Origin of the sequence: Listeria ivanovii subsp. londoniensis, assembly GCF_000763495.1 — a bacterium.
In the GTDB taxonomy this organism is placed as follows: domain Bacteria; phylum Bacillota; class Bacilli; order Lactobacillales; family Listeriaceae; genus Listeria; species Listeria londoniensis.
In genome coordinates this window covers 1,872,989-1,892,371 of record NZ_CP009576.1, presented here as the reverse complement: position 1 = coordinate 1,892,371, position 19,383 = coordinate 1,872,989, and the positions used below count along the sequence as shown (strand labels likewise).

General features: G+C 37.2%; 15 protein-coding genes and 1 other annotated feature. Of the genes, 12 read left to right on the top strand and 3 right to left on the bottom strand.

Annotated elements, in window-relative coordinates; all coding sequences use genetic code 11:
- Nucleotides 1–62 precede the first annotated feature (62 nt).
- Nucleotides 63–1,262, top strand: a complete 1,200-nt coding sequence (metK, locus tag JL53_RS09185; RefSeq protein WP_038407463.1) for a methionine adenosyltransferase — start codon at nt 63–65, stop codon at nt 1,260–1,262.
- Nucleotides 1,263–1,397: 135 nt separating this feature from the next.
- A complete protein-coding gene (gene asnB / locus JL53_RS09180) occupies nt 1,398–3,263 on the top strand; it encodes an asparagine synthase (glutamine-hydrolyzing) (protein ID WP_038407462.1) in 1,866 nt (621 codons plus the stop codon).
- 24 nt (nt 3,264–3,287) lie between these two features.
- On the opposite strand, the gene JL53_RS09175 is transcribed toward asnB, so the two are convergent.
- Nucleotides 3,288–3,863, bottom strand: coding sequence for a tRNA 5-(aminomethyl)-2-thiouridylate-methyltransferase MnmM (locus JL53_RS09175; protein WP_003719961.1), 576 nt, complete (start codon nt 3,861–3,863; stop codon nt 3,288–3,290).
- Nucleotides 3,860–4,825, bottom strand: a complete 966-nt coding sequence (locus JL53_RS09170; RefSeq protein ID WP_038407461.1) for a tRNA modification radical SAM protein MnmL/YtqA — start codon at nt 4,823–4,825, stop codon at nt 3,860–3,862. Before JL53_RS09170 ends, JL53_RS09175 begins: the two co-directional genes overlap by 4 nt.
- Before the next feature lie 129 nt (nt 4,826–4,954).
- Nucleotides 4,955–5,157: a binding site (T-box leader), on the top strand.
- Between the two features lie 73 nt (nt 5,158–5,230).
- Here JL53_RS09170 and leuS point away from each other — a divergent pair.
- From leuS to JL53_RS09150, 4 genes are all read left to right on the top strand, one after another.
- Nucleotides 5,231–7,642 carry a leucine--tRNA ligase gene (gene leuS, locus JL53_RS09165; protein ID WP_038407460.1) on the top strand — a complete coding sequence of 804 codons (2,412 nt, stop codon included), beginning with the start codon at nt 5,231–5,233 and terminating at the stop codon, nt 7,640–7,642.
- An 88-nt stretch (nt 7,643–7,730) separates the two neighbouring features.
- Complete coding sequence (locus JL53_RS09160; protein WP_038407459.1) at nt 7,731–8,582, top strand: MurR/RpiR family transcriptional regulator; 852 nt, start codon at nt 7,731–7,733, stop codon at nt 8,580–8,582.
- 151 nt (nt 8,583–8,733) lie between these two features.
- Nucleotides 8,734–9,624, top strand: coding sequence for an N-acetylmuramic acid 6-phosphate etherase (murQ, locus tag JL53_RS09155; RefSeq protein WP_038407458.1), 891 nt, complete (start codon nt 8,734–8,736; stop codon nt 9,622–9,624).
- Between the two features lie 12 nt (nt 9,625–9,636).
- Nucleotides 9,637–11,085 (top strand): PTS transporter subunit EIIC, encoded by a 1,449-nt coding sequence (locus JL53_RS09150; RefSeq protein WP_038407457.1) that lies wholly within the window; start codon nt 9,637–9,639, stop codon nt 11,083–11,085.
- An 83-nt stretch (nt 11,086–11,168) separates the two neighbouring features.
- Here JL53_RS09150 and JL53_RS09145 read toward each other — a convergent pair whose 3' ends face one another.
- Nucleotides 11,169–11,495, bottom strand: coding sequence for a DUF3592 domain-containing protein (locus JL53_RS09145; RefSeq protein WP_038407456.1), 327 nt, complete (start codon nt 11,493–11,495; stop codon nt 11,169–11,171).
- 339 nt (nt 11,496–11,834) lie between these two features.
- Between JL53_RS09145 and rpsB the strand changes: the two genes are divergently transcribed.
- The 6 genes from rpsB to JL53_RS09115 all read left to right on the top strand — a co-directional run bounded on the left by rpsB (nt 11,835) and on the right by JL53_RS09115 (nt 19,325).
- Nucleotides 11,835–12,584: a 30S ribosomal protein S2 gene (gene rpsB, locus JL53_RS09140; RefSeq protein ID WP_003723971.1), complete on the top strand. Its 750-nt coding sequence runs from the start codon at nt 11,835–11,837 to the stop codon at nt 12,582–12,584.
- A gap of 79 nt (nt 12,585–12,663) precedes the next feature.
- A complete protein-coding gene (gene tsf, locus JL53_RS09135; protein ID WP_038407455.1) occupies nt 12,664–13,548 on the top strand; it encodes a translation elongation factor Ts in 885 nt (294 codons plus the stop codon).
- Nucleotides 13,549–14,046: 498 nt separating this feature from the next.
- On the top strand, nt 14,047–14,541 hold the full coding sequence (locus JL53_RS09130; protein WP_038407454.1) for a matrixin family metalloprotease: 495 nt from the start codon (nt 14,047–14,049) through the stop codon (nt 14,539–14,541).
- A 19-nt stretch (nt 14,542–14,560) separates the two neighbouring features.
- A complete protein-coding gene (locus JL53_RS09125; RefSeq protein WP_003719950.1) occupies nt 14,561–15,181 on the top strand; it encodes a hypothetical protein in 621 nt (206 codons plus the stop codon).
- 585 nt (nt 15,182–15,766) lie between these two features.
- Complete coding sequence (locus JL53_RS09120) at nt 15,767–17,536, top strand: ABC transporter ATP-binding protein (RefSeq protein WP_038407453.1); 1,770 nt, start codon at nt 15,767–15,769, stop codon at nt 17,534–17,536.
- Complete coding sequence (locus JL53_RS09115) at nt 17,520–19,325, top strand: ABC transporter ATP-binding protein (RefSeq protein ID WP_038407452.1); 1,806 nt, start codon at nt 17,520–17,522, stop codon at nt 19,323–19,325. The genes JL53_RS09120 and JL53_RS09115 overlap by 17 nt, the downstream gene beginning before the upstream one ends.
- Nucleotides 19,326–19,383 lie beyond the last annotated feature (58 nt).

The window sequence follows — 19,383 nt, the reverse complement described above, 5'->3', positions numbered from 1 at the left end:
CAAAATAGAGAAAGGCTTTTTATATGGGACGTATTTGGAGATAACTGAAGGAGGAAATAAAATTGGCTAAAAATCGTCATCTATTTACATCGGAATCGGTTTCTGATGGACATCCAGATAAAATTGCGGATCAAATATCTGATGCAATTTTAGATGCAATTATTGCAAAAGATCCGGACGCTCGTGTGGCGTGTGAGACCACTGTAACGACTGGACTTGTTTTAGTAGCAGGGGAGATAACAACCTCTGTCTATGTAGATATTCCAAAAATCGTTCGAGACACGATTAAAGAAATTGGCTATACGCGTGCAAAATATGGTTTTGATGCAGAAACATGCGCCGTTTTAACAGCGATTGATGAGCAGTCGTCTGATATCGCACAGGGAGTAAATGAAGCTCTCGAATCAAGAAGTGGAGCAGAACATGATGCTGCTATCGAAGCAATTGGTGCAGGAGACCAAGGTTTAATGTTTGGTTTTGCAACAGATGAAACAGAAGAACTGATGCCACTACCGATTTTTCTAGCACATGGACTAGCGCGTAAATTAACAGAGTTACGTAAAACAAAAAAACTCGATTACTTGCGTCCAGATGCTAAAACACAAGTAACAGTAGAATACGATGAGCGGAATCGTCCTGTTCGAATTGATACAATTGTTGTTTCAACACAACATCATCCTGATATCACGCAAGAACAAATCGCCAAAGACTTGCATACGTATCTTTTCCCAGAAGTGATTGATGCTTCTTTCCTAGATGAAGATACGAAATATTTTATCAATCCAACTGGTCGTTTCGTTATCGGCGGACCGCTTGGAGATGCAGGCTTAACTGGTCGGAAAATCATTGTAGATACATACGGCGGTTATGCAAGACATGGTGGCGGGGCTTTTTCTGGAAAAGATCCAACCAAAGTAGACCGTTCTGGCGCTTATGCAGCGAGATATGTTGCGAAAAACATTGTTGCAGCCGGACTTGCTAAAAAAGTCGAAGTACAATTAGCCTATGCTATTGGTGTAGCGCGTCCTGTATCGATTTCGATTGATACGTATGGAACAAGTAAGTTTTCCGAGCAAGAGCTTATTGATGGTGTGAATGCATTATTTGATTTACGTCCAGCCGGGATTATTCACATGCTTGATCTTCGTCGCCCAATTTATCGTCAAACAGCTGCGTTTGGACATTTTGGCCGAAGTGACCTTGATCTACCTTGGGAAAGAACCGATAAAGCAGAAGCACTACAAAAATTAGTAATCAAATAAAAGTCACCGAACATTTCGCGCTTAGGGATGTTCGGTTTTTCTTTCCTAAACAGTGCAAAGCAAGCCTAGTTATGATATGATAGACGGTGTGAAAAAAAGATAAATCGATTATGTATATAGAGGAGAAATGTTACCATGTGTGGATTTGTAGGATGCGTACATGACCGCATTACAGAGATTACTGGCGCTGATAAAGAAACCTTCAGACAAATGAATAGTATGATTACGCACCGTGGACCAGACGATGAAGGTTACTTCACAGATGATCACGTGCAATTTGGTTTCCGCCGTTTAAGTATTATTGATGTAGAAAACGGTCATCAACCGCTAACGTATGAAAATGAACGTTATTGGATTATTTTTAATGGAGAAGTTTATAACTATGTCGAACTCCGCGAACAATTAATCGCTGAGGGAATGACATTTGAAACCGAAAGTGATACAGAAGTTATTATCGCTACATATGCGAAATATAAAGAAAAAACTGCTGAACGCCTACGCGGAATGTTTGGCTTTGTCATTTGGGACAAACAAGAAGGACTTGTATACGGAGCACGCGACCCATTTGGTATCAAACCATTTTTCTATGCAGAAGAAGACGGCAAGCTTTATATGGGCTCTGAGAAAAAATCCCTTCTTCATGCTTTAAAAGAAAAAGAATTAGATGAAGTTTCCTTACAAAATTACATGACTTACCAATTTGTTCCAGAACCAGATTCTTTAACAAAGAATGTGAAACGCTTGGAACCAGGTCACCAATTCACAAAAAAAATTGGCGAACCAATGGAGATTACGACTTATTGGAAAGCTACATTTGCACCTGTGACTAAATCAGAAGACGCATGGGTGAAAGAAGTCCGTGATGTGATGTATGATTCTGTTAAAATGCATATGCGTTCAGATGTGCCAGTTGGTTCGTTCTTATCTGGTGGAATTGATTCGTCGATTATTGCGGCGATTGCGAAAGAATATCACCCAGCGATCAAAACATTTTCAGTTGGTTTTGAACGGGACGGATTTAGCGAAATTGACGTGGCGAAAGAAACAGCAGACAAACTTGGTGTAGAGAACATTAGTTATGTCATCTCACCAGAAGAATATATGCAAGAATTACCAAAAATTGTTTGGCATATGGATGATCCACTTGCTGACCCTGCTGCTATTCCGCTTTACTTCTTATCCAGAGAAGCGCGCAAACAAGTAACGGTTGCTTTGTCCGGCGAGGGTGCGGATGAACTATTTGGCGGGTACAATATTTATAACGAACCCAACTCGTTAGCAATGTTCAACAAAATGCCAAAAGCCTTTAAATCCATGCTAAATAGTGTGGCGAAAGTTATGCCAGAAGGAATGCGTGGTAAAAGTTTCTTAGAACGTGGAACAACCCCGATGGAAGAACGTTATATTGGAAATGCAAAAATGTTCACAGAAAAAGAAAAACAAATTTTACTGCCAAAATACCAAGCTGGACATGATTATACGAATATTACGGATCCGTTTTATGCGGAAACAAAAAATTATCATCCAGTAGAAAGAATGCAGTACATTGATATTCATACGTGGCTTCGAGGAGATATTCTTCTAAAAGCAGACCGGATGACAATGGCTAATTCGTTGGAAGTTCGTGTACCTTTCCTTGATAAAGAAGTGTACAATGTTGCAAGAGGAATTCCAGATACGATGAAAACAACACAAGGAACAACAAAATATATCTTGCGTAAAGCAGCAGCGACTTTTGTACCAGAACACGTACTTAATCGCCGCAAATTAGGATTCCCTGTGCCAATTCGTCACTGGCTAAAAGACGAAATGAATGCTTGGGTTAAAAATATTATTAAAGAATCCCCAACTGATCATTTAATCAACAAACAATACGTTCTTGATTTGCTAGATGACCACTGTGCTGGGAAATTTGACTACAGTCGAAAAATATGGACAGTCGTTATCTTTATGATTTGGTACGATGTTTATGTAGCAGATAAATACGATTTCGGTAAATAAAAGAGAACCTAGACAGGCTACCCGTTAGCTTTGTCTAGGTTTTCTTTTTTCAATAACAATCACAAATGGTGCGTCATTTTGTTGGTTGATAAATTGGTAGGATAAAACGTGAAATTCTTGTTGGCTGATAGTCTCGCAAAAACGGACCACCGCTTGTTTCTCTTGTTTGCCTTCTGGATGTCCATGATAAATAACGAGAATTATCACACCACCAACTTCTAATAACTCCATCAAATGTTGAATACTAAGTAAGGTGGAGTCTGCTGTTGTTGTGATTTTCTTATCACCACCCGGCAAGTAACCAAGGTTGAAAATCGCCGCTCGAACTGGGTTGGTCGCATATTCAGGAATCGTAGCGTGACTTGCACAAATTAAATTTACTTGCGAACTAACAGCTGCATTTTCTAATCGAGTTCTTGTCGCATCAATCGCTACTTGTTGAATATCAAATCCCAACACGTAACCATTTACACCAACAAGTTCGGCAAGTAACAGCGTATCATGACCATTCCCACAAGTAGCGTCCACGACATAATCACCCGGACGTACAACGTTGCGAAGCGTGTCATGAGCAAAGGGAAGAACTGCACGTAAATTCATTTAGCAATCACTTCCGGCGCTTGATACAGTTTTCCTTGCCAGCTATCTCTTCTAACTAATTCAGCATCAATCGCATTTAATACTTCAAATTTATTTAAGCTCCAAACAGGACCAATCAAATCATCGACCCCGCCGTCACCAGTAATCCGGTGAATAACCATTTCAGGAGGCAAGATTTCTAGTTGGTCAGCCACTAAGTTGACATAGCCATCTCGAGTTAGGAATTCCAAATCACCTTTTTTATAGTCTTCCACCATTGGCGTCCCTTTTAACAAATGAAGTAAATGAATCTTAATGCCATCTACGCCACTTTCGACGACTTTTTGGGTAGTTTCCATCATCATTTCAGGTGTTTCTTTAGGAAGACCATTAATAATATGCGTACAAATTCGGATATTATGCGCTTGTAGTTTCTTCACGCCTTCTAAATAACAATCATAATCATGGGCGCGGTTGATTAGTTGACCAGTCTCATCATGTGCAGATTGCAAACCAAGCTCAAGCCAAAGATAAGTACGTTCATTCAGTTCAGCCAAATATTCGACGACATCATCTGGTAAACAGTCAGGCCTTGTCGCAATCGAAAGCCCAACCACGCCAGGCTCATTCAAAACTGTTTCAAATTTTTCTCTAAGTTCAGCAACTGGGGCATGTGTATTTGTAAATGCTTGGAAATAGGCAATACATTTGCCATCTTTCCATTTTGTTTGCATTTTATCACGCACTTGTTGGAACTGCACTTTTAAATCAAGCGCTCGGTTCCCCGCAAAATCACCAGACCCAGCAGCACTACAAAAGGTGCAACCACCTTGCGCCACCGTGCCATCACGATTCGGACAATCAAAACCACCGTCGAGAGCTACCTTGTAAGTTTTTTGACCAAATTGTTCGCGTAAGCAGTAGTTCCAAGTATGATACCGCTTGTTATCATTACTGTATAAAAATGGATTCGCTTGTTTCACTAGTTTTAGACTCCTTCATAATGAAATTCTCCATTCATTTTAGCACATTTTAGCGAGCAAGTTGGAGAAAACTTCAGAGCGCTTGCTAAAAACATTATTTTCAGCTACAATAAAGTTAATGAATTTTGAGAAATAGCGATGAAATGGAGTAGTAATCTACATGTTTTTGGTGCTAAGAGAGCTGACGGTCGGTGCAAGTCAGTCACAAAAACCAGATGAACTTACCATTGAGCTTGGGTGTATCCCCGTTTTCCGCGTTAAGGAGTTTTGAAGTTGAGTGGTCAAACACTAATGTGGGTGGTACCGCGGGAGAAGCATCTCTCGTCCCATGGCGATAAGCCGTTGGGATGTAGGGATTTTTTTGTATCCAAAATTCGATATTTTAAGGAAAAGAGGATGAGTAAAGTGACATTTAATCACAAAAAAGTGGAACCGAAATGGCAACAATATTGGAGTGAACATAATACCTTCAAAACAACCGAAGATAAAAATAAAGAAAATTTCTATGCGCTAGATATGTTCCCGTATCCATCAGGGGCAGGGCTTCACGTAGGACACCCAGAAGGTTATACGGCAACAGATATTTTGTCTAGAATGAAACGGATGCAAGGTAAAAATGTGCTTCATCCGATTGGTTGGGATGCTTTCGGTCTTCCTGCTGAACAATATGCGATTGATACTGGAAATGATCCAGAAGAATTTACCGCACTTAATATTGCCAATTTTACTCGCCAAATTAAATCACTTGGTTTTTCCTATGACTGGGAACGCGAAATTAATACGACTGACCCAGAATATTATAAATGGACACAGTGGATTTTTGAAAAACTATATGAACATGGCTTGGCTTATGAAGCTGAAATTGCTGTCAACTGGTGTCCCGCGCTTGGTACTGTACTTGCCAATGAAGAAGTTATTGATGGTAAAAGTGAACGCGGTGGTTTCCCTGTTTTCCGTAAACCAATGCGCCAATGGATGCTGAAAATAACAGCTTATGCTGACCGTTTGCTAGATGATCTAGAGCTAGTCGATTGGCCTGAAAATATTAAAGATATGCAACGTAACTGGATTGGACGTTCAGAAGGGGCCGAAGTAACTTTTAAAATGAAAGACAGCGACGAAACCTTTAACGTCTTCACGACACGTCCAGATACGCTTTTTGGTGCAACTTATACTGTATTTGCACCTGAACATGAACTTGTTGAAAAAATCACCACAGCCGCTCAAAAAGACGCAGTGGAAGCATATAAAAAACAAGTCGAGCTAAAAAGTGAACTAGAAAGAACCGACCTTGCGAAAGATAAAACGGGCGTATTCACAGGTGCCTATGCTATCAATCCAATTAACGGCGAAGAAGTACCCGTTTGGATTGCTGATTATGTACTAATCCAGTACGGAACCGGAGCAATTATGGCAGTACCCGCGCATGATGACCGTGACTATGAATTCGCGAAGCAATTTGGCTTGAACATTCGTCCAGTCCTTGAAGGTGGAGATGTTACTAAAGAAGCTTTCACAGGGGACGGCACACATATCAATTCTGACTTCTTGAATGGACTAGATAAATCAGAAGCAATCACAGCAGCAATTGACTGGTTGGAAAAAGAAGGAATCGGTAGCCGCAAAATCACTTACCGTTTGCGCGACTGGTTGTTTAGTAGACAACGTTATTGGGGAGAACCTATTCCTGTTATTCACTGGGAAGATGGTGAGACAACGCTTGTACCAGAAGAAGAATTACCACTACTCTTGCCAAAAGCTACCGAGATCAAACCATCAGGAACTGGTGAATCCCCACTTGCTAACTTACATGATTGGGTAAATGTTACAGATGAAAATGGTCGCAAAGGTCGCCGTGAGACAAACACCATGCCACAATGGGCTGGGTCAAGCTGGTACTTCTTGCGCTATATCGATCCAAAAAATAAAGATGCAATTGCCGATAAAGAAAAACTTGCAGAATGGCTACCGGTAGATGTTTATATTGGCGGTGCTGAACATGCGGTGCTTCATTTGCTTTACGCGCGTTTCTGGCATAAATTCTTGTATGACATTGGTGTGGTTCCAACCAAAGAACCATTCCAAAAACTATTTAACCAAGGAATGATTCTTGGCGAAAATAATGAAAAAATGTCCAAATCAAGAGGGAATGTGGTCAATCCGGATGAAGTAGTAGAAAAATACGGTGCAGATACACTCCGCATGTATGAAATGTTCATGGGACCACTAGAAGCTTCTATTGCTTGGAATGAAAATGGACTAGAAGGTTCACGCAAATTCCTTGATCGTATTTGGCGCTTGCTTGTTACTGAAGAAGGTACACTTGCTGAGAAAGTAACAACTGAACCTAATGCTAATTTGGAAAAAGCTTATCATCAAATGGTAAAAACGGTAACTAATCATTACGAAAATCTTCGTTTCAATACAGGAATTTCACAACTAATGATTTTTATCAATGAAGCATACAAACAACCAAGCATTCCAAAAGAATATATCGAAGGTTTCGTTCAACTACTTTCGCCAATCGCTCCACATCTTGCAGAAGAATTGTGGGAGATCCTAGGTCATACAGAAACAATCAGCTATGTATCTTGGCCAACTTATGATGAAACCAAACTAGTAGAAGATGAAGTAGAAATCGTACTTCAAGTGAATGGTAAAGTGAAAAATAAAATCACTGTTGCGAAATCACTAGCTAAAGAAGAACTAGAGAAAATCGCTCAAGAAGACAATAAAATCAAAGAAAATCTTGAAGGTAAAACAATTCGTAAAGTGATTGTTGTTCCTGGCAAACTGGTTAATATTGTTGCGAATTAAAAGTAAAAACTGCTGGCTTTTTAGCTGGCAGTTTTATTTTTAGTTGGTTATTTGGTATAATGACGAAAAATGGAATGGAGAAAAGCTGATGAGTAATGGTAGTATTATCAATCGAATAGAAGGCATTTTAGACGACTTGCCAAAATCAGAAAAAAAAATTGGACAAGCAGTATTAGCGAATCCTGAATTTACAACTACAGCATCGATTCATAAACTAGCTCAACAAGCAGACGCGAGCGGGGCAGCAGTTGTTCGTTTCTGTAAATCAATTGGTCTTCAAAGCTTTCCTGAATTAAAGCGACAACTATCACTTGATTTAGTGAAACCACAAAAAAAAGGATATTACGATATTGAACCAAATGAAGACTTTCATACTATTACAGAAAAATTAGTTTCTAATATGATTCAAACAATGAATGATACGGCAAGTCAGCTAAATGAAACCAAAATTTTAGAGGCATGTGATTTACTAGGCGACGCAGATACAATTTATACTTATGGTGTTGGTGCTTCTTGGCTAGTAGCAGAAGACATCTCTCAAAAGTGGCTGCGAGCAGGAAAGCATGTTTTAGCCACTCAAGATGCGCATGTTCTTGCAATGGCTTTTGCTACAGGAAAGAAAAGAGCTGTTTTTATTGCTATTTCTAATAGTGGCGAAACGTCCGAAGTATTACAACTGGTTGAGCAAGCTAAATTAAATCATGTTCTAGTCATTAGTCTCACACGTTTTGGTCATAATAAATTAAAAGAACAAGCCGATTTATCTTTAGAAACGTCACGTGCTCCAGAAGCCGAAATCAGAAGTACGGCAACTAGTTCAAGACAGGCACAATTGCTAGTGGTTGATATTTTATTTTACTACTATGCGTCTCACCACTATGATGAAATGATTGAACAAATTAAACAATCTCGAGAAGCGACAAACCGTTTTAGAGAATAAATAGAGATAGGAACTAGCTTATGAAATGAAGCTAGTTCCTATCTTTTTTACTGAGCATTAAAAAGTTTTTATAAACAAAAGTTTTAAATTATAAAATATATGTTGAAATTTTATTTCATTTATATTATACTGTGTTGGAAGGAGTGGTTAGATGCTAGAGAATTTAGGAACAGAAGGGCGAAATAAAAAAACAGTTGATTTAGATACACTTTCGCCAAAAGAAATTTTAGCAGTTATGAATGAAGAAGATGCAACAGTTCCAACTGCTATCAAGAAAGTCTTACCTCAAATTGAACGTATTGTAAGCGGTGTCATCAGCAGTTTTGAACAAAGAGGAAGATTAATTTATCTCGGAGCTGGGACTAGCGGAAGGTTAGGTGTGCTTGACGCAGCAGAATGTGTCCCTACGTTTGGTGTTGCAAAAGAACAAGTTATTGGTTTAATTGCTGGCGGAGAGAAAGCTTTTGTAACTGCTGTAGAAGGAGCAGAGGACTCTATATCACTTGGACAGGCTGATTTAAAGGAAATTCAATTAACTAAAGATGATTTTGTTATTGGTATTGCAGCGAGTGGGCGAACACCATATGTAATTGGTGCATTGGATTATGCAAACTCAATTGGTGCAAAAACAGGCGCAATCTCTTGTAATGCTAATGCTGAAATTTCTGCACATGCGGATATAGCGGTGGAAATTGTGACTGGAGCTGAAGTTTTAACTGGCTCTACTAGATTAAAAGCCGGTACAGCACAGAAGTTAGTACTGAACATGATTTCAACAGCATCAATGGTAGGTATTGGGAAAGTTTATAAGAACTTAATGGTAGACGTTTTATCAACAAATAAAAAATTAGAAGAACGTTCTAAGAGAATTATTATGGAAGCAACAGAAGTCGATTATGAGACAGCAAGTAGATTTTATGAAACATCTGGAAGACATGTCAAAATTGCTATCGTAATGATTTTAACTGATTCAAGTAAAGAAGTAGCATTAGAAAAATTAAAAGCAGCAAAAGGATTTGTTCGAAATACCATCAAAAAATAAGGAGCTGGAATAATGACAAAAGAAGCAGAAATCGGCAAACAAATATTTATTCACGTCGGTGGAATGGGTAACGTTTCAAGAATTGCTCATTGTATGACAAGAGTGCGACTAGGTATTATTGATAGTAATCTTGTGGATATTGCAGAATTAAAAAAAGTACCAGGTGTCATTGGCGTGGTGGAAGATGATACATTACAAATTATAGTTGGACCAGGTGTTGTCAATAAGGTAGCTGCTGCTATGGCTGAGATGGCCGGTGTCAAAATCGGTGAAACTATTCAAGAAAATCTTGATAATGAGACGAAAACTGGTAAAGAACTAGTAGAAGAAAAAGCTTCCAAAACAAAAGCGGAAATGAAAGCTAAACAAAATAATTCTTCCGGCTTTAAACGGCTATTAAAATCTATATCAAATATTTTTGTCCCATTAATTCCAGGCTTTGTTGGTGCAGGTTTAATTGCAGGTATAGCAGCCATTATAACAAACAACATAACGGCTGGGTATATAGATGCAGCAGTTTGGAATCAATATGTGGATATTCTAGGTGTCATTAATAAAGGCATATTTGCTTTCTTAGCAATTTATGTAGGGATTAACACTGCAAATGAATTTGGCGGCACACCAGTACTTGGTGGAGGAATTGCGGGGATTACACTTCTTTCTGGATTAGTAGAAGGGCATACAATTACCAATATTTTCACAGGAAACCCAATATCAGCAGGGCAAGGCGGTATTATTGGAGTTTTACTAGCTGTTTGGCTTATGTGTGTACTCGAAAAAAACTTGCGCAAAATTATTCCCAATGCCATTGACATTATTTTTACACCCACACTTGTTTTGTTAATTATTGGTCTAATAACTATTTTCTTAATTATGCCTTTTGCAGGATTAGTATCAGACGGACTAGTCAATGGTATTAACTGGGTTATTGAAGTTGGTGGTGTTTTTGCAGGATTTGTTTTAGGAACACTATTCTTACCAATGGTTATGTTCGGCTTACACCAAGTTTTAACACCAATTCATGTAGAAATGATTGCTCAAAATGGTTACACAATCTTATTACCTATTCTCGCTATGGCAGGTGGCGGACAAGTTGGTGCTTCCATTGCTTTATGGATTCGCTGTCGTAAAAATAAACCACTTGTAAATATGATCAAAGGTGGTCTTCCTGTTGGTATTTTAGGTATCGGTGAGCCTTTGATTTACGGTGTAACCATTCCACTTGGTAAGCCATTCCTAACAGCTTGTCTTGGAGGTGGTATTGGCGGGGCAGTAATTGGCTTCTTTGGAAATGTCGGAGCAATTGCAATCGGCCCATCTGGAGTAGCACTTATCCCACTAATCGCTAATAACGAATGGCTTTCTTATGTCATTGGTTTAGTTGCAGCATACTTAGGCGGATTTATCCTAACTTATTTCTTTGGCACACCGAAAGATGCAATGGAACGCGTGGAGTTATAAGTCATTGAATACTATACAAAAAGCGCTCAGATAAATCTGGCGCTTTTTGTACGATATTTACGAGAAAAGAGATGTTATGGTAATTAAATGGCTACACAAACAGAAGGTGTCCAGTTTGAATAACGAATTTTAATCTTATTTCCAACTTGATAGTAATTGGCTTCGTATACATTAATAGCTTTTCGGAAATGTGTTTTTATAGTTTGTTGATCTTTTGTTTTATAGGTAATATAAAATTTATAAACATCTCCTGATTCTTTTTCTTCAATTGTTCTTTTAATTTGAGTTATCTCTGCAACTGTTTCTGTGTCATTTAAATTTACATAACTTAGTTTTAAAATTCCAGTAGCCCAAAGTAGAACCAACATAATAATTAGAATAACTAAAATACGTAATCCCCATTTTTTCATATTAATCATACCTTTCAAATGTATTTTGCATTTGAAAGAAAAGAAAGTTAAGTTTTTTTCAAGAATACGAGAACATCAAAACTAAAATACAGTACAGTAATGCTAAAAAATTACTTTGTATTTGCTAGGTTTACATTATAGACTAGTAGCAGGGAAAGATGTAACTTTAACTTGCAAATATAGTGTTATTATGCTATATTTATTGTTAGTGTTAAATCACACACGCACGGTGACAGACTGGGAAGGTGCTTGACGATTAGTTACTCAAGTTTTTCAGCTGGTTGATCCATGCGGAGGGCGGTTATCCGCAAAAATAAACCAATAGGAGGGAATAACACAATGCCTGTTATTTCAATGAAACAATTATTAGAAGCTGGCGTTCACTTCGGCCACCAAACACGCCGTTGGAACCCAAAAATGAAGAAATATATCTTCACAGAAAGAAATGGTATTTATATCATTGACCTACAAAAAACAGTGAAAAAAGTAGACGAAGCTTTCAACTTCATGCGTGAAGTAGCTAGCGACAACGGAACTATCCTGTTTGTAGGAACTAAAAAACAAGCTCAAGAATCCGTTCGCGACGAAGCTATCCGTTCTGGACAATATTTCGTGAATCATCGTTGGTTAGGTGGTACTTTAACTAACTTTGAAACTATTCAAAAACGTATTCAACACCTTAAAAAAATCGAAAGAATGGAAGCAGATGGAACTTTTGAAGTCCTTCCTAAAAAAGAAGTTGTCCTTCTTAAAAAAGAACAAGAAAAATTAGAACGCTTCTTAGGCGGAATCAAAGACATGAAAGGTCTTCCTGATGCACTTTTCATCGTTGACCCACGCAAAGAACGTATTGCGGTTGCAGAAGCTCGTAAACTTCATATTCCTATCATCGGTATTGTTGATACAAACTGTGATCCGGATGAAATCGACTACGTAATCCCTGCAAATGATGATGCTATTCGTGCGGTTAAACTATTAACTGCTAAAATGGCAGACGCTATCATTGAAGTAAACCAAGGGGAAGAGTTAACGGAAGCGGAAGTTGCTCCTGTAGAAGAAAAAGCTACAGAAGAAACTACGGAAGCATAAGATTTTATTTGAAACTTTCAAGGTGATAAGGCACTATTCTTATCACCTTTTTTAAAGAGAAAAATTGGAGGGAAAATAAATGGCTAATATTACAGCTCAAATGGTAAAAGAATTACGTGAAAAAACTGGTGCTGGTATGATGGATTGTAAAAAAGCACTTGTAGAAACTGAAGGAGATATGGAAAAAGCAATTGATTTTCTTCGTGAAAAAGGAATCGCTAAAGCAGCGAAAAAATCTGATCGTATCGCTTCTGAAGGCATGACTCATGTTATCAGTAATGAAAAACATGCCGTAGTACTAGAAGTAAATGCTGAAACAGATTTCGTTGCTAAAAACGATCACTTCCAACAATTAGTGGATGCGCTTGCTAAACAAATTCTTGCAGTTCGCCCAGATAGCCTAGAAGAAGCACTTAAAACTGAAATGCCTAATGGACAAACTGTTCAAGATTATATCACAGAAGCAATTACAAAAATCGGTGAAAATATTTCTCTTCGTCGTTTTGAAGTAAAAGAAAAAGCGGATGAATCTGCTTTTGGTGAGTATATCCACATGAACGGACGTATTGGTGTACTTACACTTCTTGAAGGAACTAAGGATGCAGCAGTTGCAAAAGATGTTGCTATGCATATCGCTGCAATCAATCCTAAATACATTTCTCGTGAAGATGTTTCAACAGAAGAAGTTGAACACGAAAAAGAAGTGTTAACGCAACAAGCATTAAACGAAGGAAAACCAGCTAATATTGTTGAAAAAATGGTAGAAGGTCGTTTGAAAAAATATCTAAGCGAAATTTCCTTAGAAGACCAACCTTTCGTTAAAAACCCAGACATTACTGTTGGTGAATACGTGAAACAAAACGGTGGTAAAGTAGCATCATTCGTACGTTTCGAAGTAGGCGAAGGAATCGAGAAAAAAGAAGATAACTTTGTAGAAGAAGTTATGAGCCAAGTGAAAAAATAATTTCATTTTAATATGAAGCGTAAAAAACTGTCTCTCCTAGTGAGAGGCAGTTTTTTTATTTTTAAAAAAACAATATAACCCTTAGTAGACGTATTTCTAAATTTAAAACGTATAAACTATACATAGTTATTCAATGGGTTTTTAAGTTTATGTGAAAAAAACCAATAATATTTTGGGAATAAGGCTATAAATAAGGAGTTTTTGTGACAAAGAGGTTTTGAAATGAATAAATAATTAATAGTTACTTAAAATGTGTTGATTATACTATAAATGGATAAGCTTTAATTCATAATGTGTAAGAATAATTCTAAAAAAAGCTTAAATTTAGTCGTTCATGACAAGAATCGGACATTTCATTACATTTTTGGTTATACATAAAATTAGTGTGTTAGTATTTAAACATTAAATGCGGAAAGTAAGAAGGGGCTGAGGTTATTGTATCGGTATACATGAAATTATCAAAATATAATTTAAAAAAACAAAAAGGAGTGTTACAACATGAAAAAAATGTATATCTTAATACTAGCTTTTGTTTGCCTATGTACCGTTTTCATACATGGCAAAGAAGCACAGGCTGCAGCTAAAATTAATAGTTGGGATTTGGTAGATTCTACTAAGCATCTGGATTATTCAGGTAATTCCAAGTATATGGCATATATAAAAAAAGGAGCAGCTACTTGGAATGCTTATAAAAAAGGGATAATTAGACCAGCATCTACTACCAATAAATCAGATGTTTATTGTAGTGATGTTTATGTAAATAATAATGTCAACGCTACCACCTATAGTAATGGTAAAATCACTTTTAATAAAAAAAATATGGATAAGAAAAATAATGCTGGGAAACAAAATGTTGCAACACATGAACTGGGACATGGCTTACGATTAGGCCATAATGCTTCAAGTGATGTAATGTATCAATATAGTACTTCCAAAACAACTTTATCTGTAAATGATAAACAATCTTATAATGCTGCATATAAAAAATATTAATTAAAAGGGGGAAGTAAAAATGAAGAAGAAAACAATCGCAATCATTGTTTTTACAACGTGTCTTTTAGTCATGAGTTGTTTTCTAGTTGTAAATACATATACAAATAAAGCTGCAACTCCTAAAAAAGAAGTTCCAATATATGAGATTTATTCCGATTATACCTTAGATGTGGATAAACCCGAAGAAGTAGTTGGTGATGCGGATTACGTTTTCGTAGGTGAAGTGACAAAAGAAATCGGCACAAATTATAAAAATAAGACTCCAATAGAACAAGCCAATGGTGAAATAGAATATATCGGTGAGGCATATACCCAATATGAACTAGATGTGATTACCAATTTAAAAAATGAGTTGCCTACAGCAGAAAATATTTCAATAGAAAAACAAGGGGGATTACGTGAAGACGGTTCTGCATATGATGTTTTCGAAGGTGATCAACTTCCAAAAGTAGGACAAATTTATATTTTTACTGCCTATGAACAAGATGATGGCAGTTTGTTAGTAGCAGGGGCAAATTCAACCATCTCATTTGACGAAAAAACAAAAGAGCTAGATTCAAATAAAGAAGTGAGACAAACAGAAGAAGTGGAGCTTTATGAAGAGGCGGTTGAAAATCCAGTTGTGACAATAGAAGAGTGACTTGCAAAGCCAAGGGAAATCAATATAATAAAGCTTTGTAAGTGCTATTTCAATAATATCCGTGCAGGTAGTCTCAATAGCTTGATGATTACCTAGCATGGATAGATTCTTGTGTAATCGAAATTATGATAAATACATTTTAAGGTCATTATAGCAGTTTTATGAAGGACACTATGTCGTTATAAAATTTTGACTTTATAATGTTTTTTTATGTTGAAAATTTAAAAAAATAGGAGAAAAAGTATTAAATAATAAATTGTTCAATTAAAATAATTTTTGAACAATTAGCAATTATTTGTTGCGCTTTCAAAAAAAATCGGTTAAACTAATATCGTTGCATAATAAAAACAAAGGAGGAATGGACGATGAATAATTATAATATGATTTCCAACAAGGCATTATTGCGCGTTAAAATAGCATTTATTTCACCGGACCATTTCACGGGCAAGGAAACTCTCCTTTAATTTGGTTTTATTTATACAAAGTGGTGGCAAATAAATATATTTTTTCGGGTAATAATGGGCAGAAATGGGTCCATTATTTTTATTTGTCTAATTTTAAGGAAAAAAGGGAGGGAAAAGGGGTTTGAAGATATTTAAAGCATTAAGCTGGTTTTTTAAAGAAAATTGGAAATCTTATGCATTTGGGGTTGCAATCCTATTTATAATAGCACTCTTGCAGTTAGTTCCACCACAAATAATTGGTTACACAGTAGATGCGGTAACGAATGACTCACTGACAAAAGAGAAATTGATAAAGTGGATGCTTATTCTAGTTGTGGCAGCTGTACTTGCATATGGTGGGCGATATGTTTGGAGAATGCTCATTTTTGGTTCTGATAATAAATTACAACGAACGCTTCGTTTACGATTATTTGAACATTTTACAAAAATGTCGCCGTTTTTCTTTCAACGATATCGAACGGGAGATTTAATGGCGCATGCAACGAATGATATTACGGCAATCCAACAAGTGGCTGGAATTGGGGTATTGACACTTTCTGATTCGGTTTTAACTGGAGGGACAGTTATTGCGACAATGGCGATAACGATTGATTGGCGACTGACGTTGATTGCTCTATTACCAATGCCGTTTATGGTTCTTGGAAGTTCCATTCTAGGAAAAAAACTGCACGACCGGTTCCACGGCGCCCAGGCTGCTTTCTCGATGTTGAATGATAAAACACAGGAAAGTATTTCTGGAATTAAAGTGACTCGGACATTCGGACAAGAAAAAGAAGATATTCAAGATTTTGCTAAACAAACAAAAGAAGTTGTCCAAAAAAATATCTCTGTAGCAAAAGTAGATGCGATGTTTGATCCAATGATTTCAATTATTGTAGGAATATCTTTTGTGTTATCACTCGGATTTGGTGCAAAATTTGTTGTTGATGGGGAACTTACTATCGGACAAGTTATTGCTTTTTCGAACTATTTATTCTTACTTATTTGGCCGATGCTAGCATTTGGTTTTTTATACAATATTATTCAACGCGGAAATGCATCATATGATCGGGTGCAGCATTTACTGGAAGAAAAGGAAGATGTTTTGGATCACGCAAGCGCAGTGGATACCGTTCCGGATGGTAATTTGCAAGTAGCAATAAAAAAATTTACGTATCCAGATGAAACAGAGCCAGTTCTCGCGGAGATTGCATTTGAACTAAAAGCAGGAGAAACGCTTGGTATTGTTGGGCGAACAGGCGCTGGAAAAACCTCATTAATAAAACTGTTAATGCGTGAATATGATACGTACGAAGGGGAAATAGCTTTTGCTGGTACAAAGATTCAAGATTATACCATTCGCGCACTAAGAGAAGCAATAGGTTACGTACCGCAAGATCAATTCCTATTTTCAGCAACTGTTCGTGATAACATTCGTTTCGGCAAACCAGAAGCACCACAAACGGAAGTGACTCAAATAGCTCAACTTGTATCCGTTGACGATGATATTCTTGGTTTTGAACAAGGCTATGATACCATTGTTGGCGAACGTGGTGTTTCACTTTCAGGTGGACAAAAGCAAAGACTAGCAATTGCTAGAGCGCTTATTATGAATCCTGAATTACTTGTATTAGATGATGCGCTTTCAGCAGTAGATGCTAAAACTGAAGAACAAATTCTAACCAATTTAAAAGAAAATCGTTCAGATAAAACAACTATCATCAGCGCTCATCGACTAAGCTCAGTGGAACATGCGAACTTGATTATCGTGATTGATGAAGGGAAAATTGTTGAACGTGGAACACATAAGGAGTTAATGACGCTAGATGGTTGGTATGCGGAAATGTTCCGTGAGCAACAATTAGAAGAAGCGATAGAGGAAGGAGGCGTGACAGATGGAAAAAGTAAGTGAGCAAGATGAAATGCTAGTGATGTCGGGGAAAGAACATCGCGAAGTGTTAAAACGGATGCTTAGTTACACAAAATACCATATTCCAAGTTTGATTTGGACTGGCGTACTCGTTCTTCTTGTCACGCTTGCAGATGTTTTTGCTCCGATTTTGATAAAGATATTTTTAGATGATTATTTAACACCTATGAACATTGAAATGCAGGCATTGCTCATTCTTGGAGCAGGATATTTGGGTCTTACAATAGGCAAATCGGTTGTGTGGTATTTTCAACTACTTTACTTCCAAAAAATTGCTCTTGAAATCGTGCAACAAATGCGGATTGATATTTTTTCCAAATTACATTCATTGGGGATGCGTTACTTTGATAAAACGCCAGCTGGGAGTATTGTTTCTCGGGTGACTAATGACACGGAGGCAGTGAAAGACATGTTTATTAATGTTCTTTCGACAGCCATTCAAAGTTTGTTTATGCTTGTGGGTATTTATGCAGCAATGTTCGCACTTAATGTGCAATTAGCGCTGTATAGTTTGCTGCTGTTTCCTTTAATCGTCTTTATCATTTTTGTTTACCGGAAATATAGTTCTAAATTTTACCGGGCAAGACGAGAAAAATTAAGCCAATTAAACGCCAAAATCGCAGAATCTATTTCTGGGATGTCGATTGTACAACAGTTTAATCAAGAGCGTCGATTAGTAAAAGAATTTGAAAAAATTAATAAAGATTATTACGATGTAGGAATGAAGAACATCAAATTTAACGCGTTACTTCTAGGTCCTGCAATCGATTTAATCTATGCGTTAGCGGTTGTTATTATTCTTAGTTTCTTTGGTGCAGAATCACTAATTGGTCCTGTGGCAATTGGAACGATTTATGCTTTTATTAGTTATTTTGATCGTTTTCTTGAAGCGATATATAATGTGATGGAACGACTGGCGATGTATCAAGAAGCAATTACAGCAGCCTCACGGGTATTTCGTATTATGGATGAAACAGAAGAAGTTCCAGCTCAATTAAACGATCCAGAAGCGAAAATCACACGGGCGAAAATTGAATTTAAAGATGTTTCTTTTGCTTATGAAGGTGGTCGTGATGTCCTTAAAAACATTAGCTTTACTGCAGAGCCAGGTCAAACTGTTGCGCTTGTTGGCCATACTGGAAGTGGTAAGAGTTCGATTATTAACTTAATGATGCGTTTTTATGAATTTGAACGTGGCGATATTTTAATTGATGGAAAATCGATTAAGTCACACCAAATTACAGAATTACGGAAGAAGACAGGGCTTGTTTTACAAGATAGTTTTATGTTTTATGGAGATATTAATACGAACATTCGTTTATATAACAAAACTATTTCAAACGAACAAATTGTAGACGCTGCAAAATTTGTTCAAGCGGATGGATTTATTCAAACGTTATCAGATCAGTATAATCATAAAGTTATTGAGCGGGGTGCATCGTTTTCGAGTGGGCAAAGACAACTGATTTCTTTTGCGAGAACGGTAGTTACTAATCCACAAATTCTTGTGTTAGACGAGGCAACTGCAAACATTGATACAGAAACCGAAAGCTTAATTCAAACTGGATTAAAACGAATGAGAGAAGGACGGACGACGATTGCGATTGCGCATCGACTTTCGACAATTAAGGATGCCGACTTAATTTTAGTTTTATCCAAAGGACGAATTATTGAACGCGGAACACACGAAACATTAATTGCCGAACAAGGAGTTTATCATTCCATGTACAAATTGCAAAATAGCGGTATGGATTTAGACGCAGCACTGTAAGCAGAGATGTTTATTTCACATGGTAAAAGGAATATAATGAGAAGCGAAGTGTTATAGC

What these genes read in the sequence shown, in the direction of transcription:
- asnB (WP_038407462.1), top strand. Translation starts at nt 1,398, where the DNA reads ATGTGTGGATTTGTAGGATGCGTACATGACCGCATTACAGAGATTACT.
- JL53_RS09175 (WP_003719961.1), bottom strand. Translation starts at nt 3,863, where the DNA reads ATGAATTTACGTGCAGTTCTTCCCTTTGCTCATGACACGCTTCGCAAC.
- JL53_RS09160 (WP_038407459.1), top strand. Translation starts at nt 7,731, where the DNA reads ATGAGTAATGGTAGTATTATCAATCGAATAGAAGGCATTTTAGACGAC.
- murQ (WP_038407458.1), top strand. Translation starts at nt 8,734, where the DNA reads ATGCTAGAGAATTTAGGAACAGAAGGGCGAAATAAAAAAACAGTTGAT.
- JL53_RS09150 (WP_038407457.1), top strand. Translation starts at nt 9,637, where the DNA reads ATGACAAAAGAAGCAGAAATCGGCAAACAAATATTTATTCACGTCGGT.
- JL53_RS09145 (WP_038407456.1), bottom strand. Translation starts at nt 11,495, where the DNA reads ATGAAAAAATGGGGATTACGTATTTTAGTTATTCTAATTATTATGTTG.
- rpsB (WP_003723971.1), top strand. Translation starts at nt 11,835, where the DNA reads ATGCCTGTTATTTCAATGAAACAATTATTAGAAGCTGGCGTTCACTTC.
- tsf (WP_038407455.1), top strand. Translation starts at nt 12,664, where the DNA reads ATGGCTAATATTACAGCTCAAATGGTAAAAGAATTACGTGAAAAAACT.
- JL53_RS09130 (WP_038407454.1), top strand. Translation starts at nt 14,047, where the DNA reads ATGAAAAAAATGTATATCTTAATACTAGCTTTTGTTTGCCTATGTACC.
- JL53_RS09125 (WP_003719950.1), top strand. Translation starts at nt 14,561, where the DNA reads ATGAAGAAGAAAACAATCGCAATCATTGTTTTTACAACGTGTCTTTTA.
- JL53_RS09115 (WP_038407452.1), top strand. Translation starts at nt 17,520, where the DNA reads ATGGAAAAAGTAAGTGAGCAAGATGAAATGCTAGTGATGTCGGGGAAA.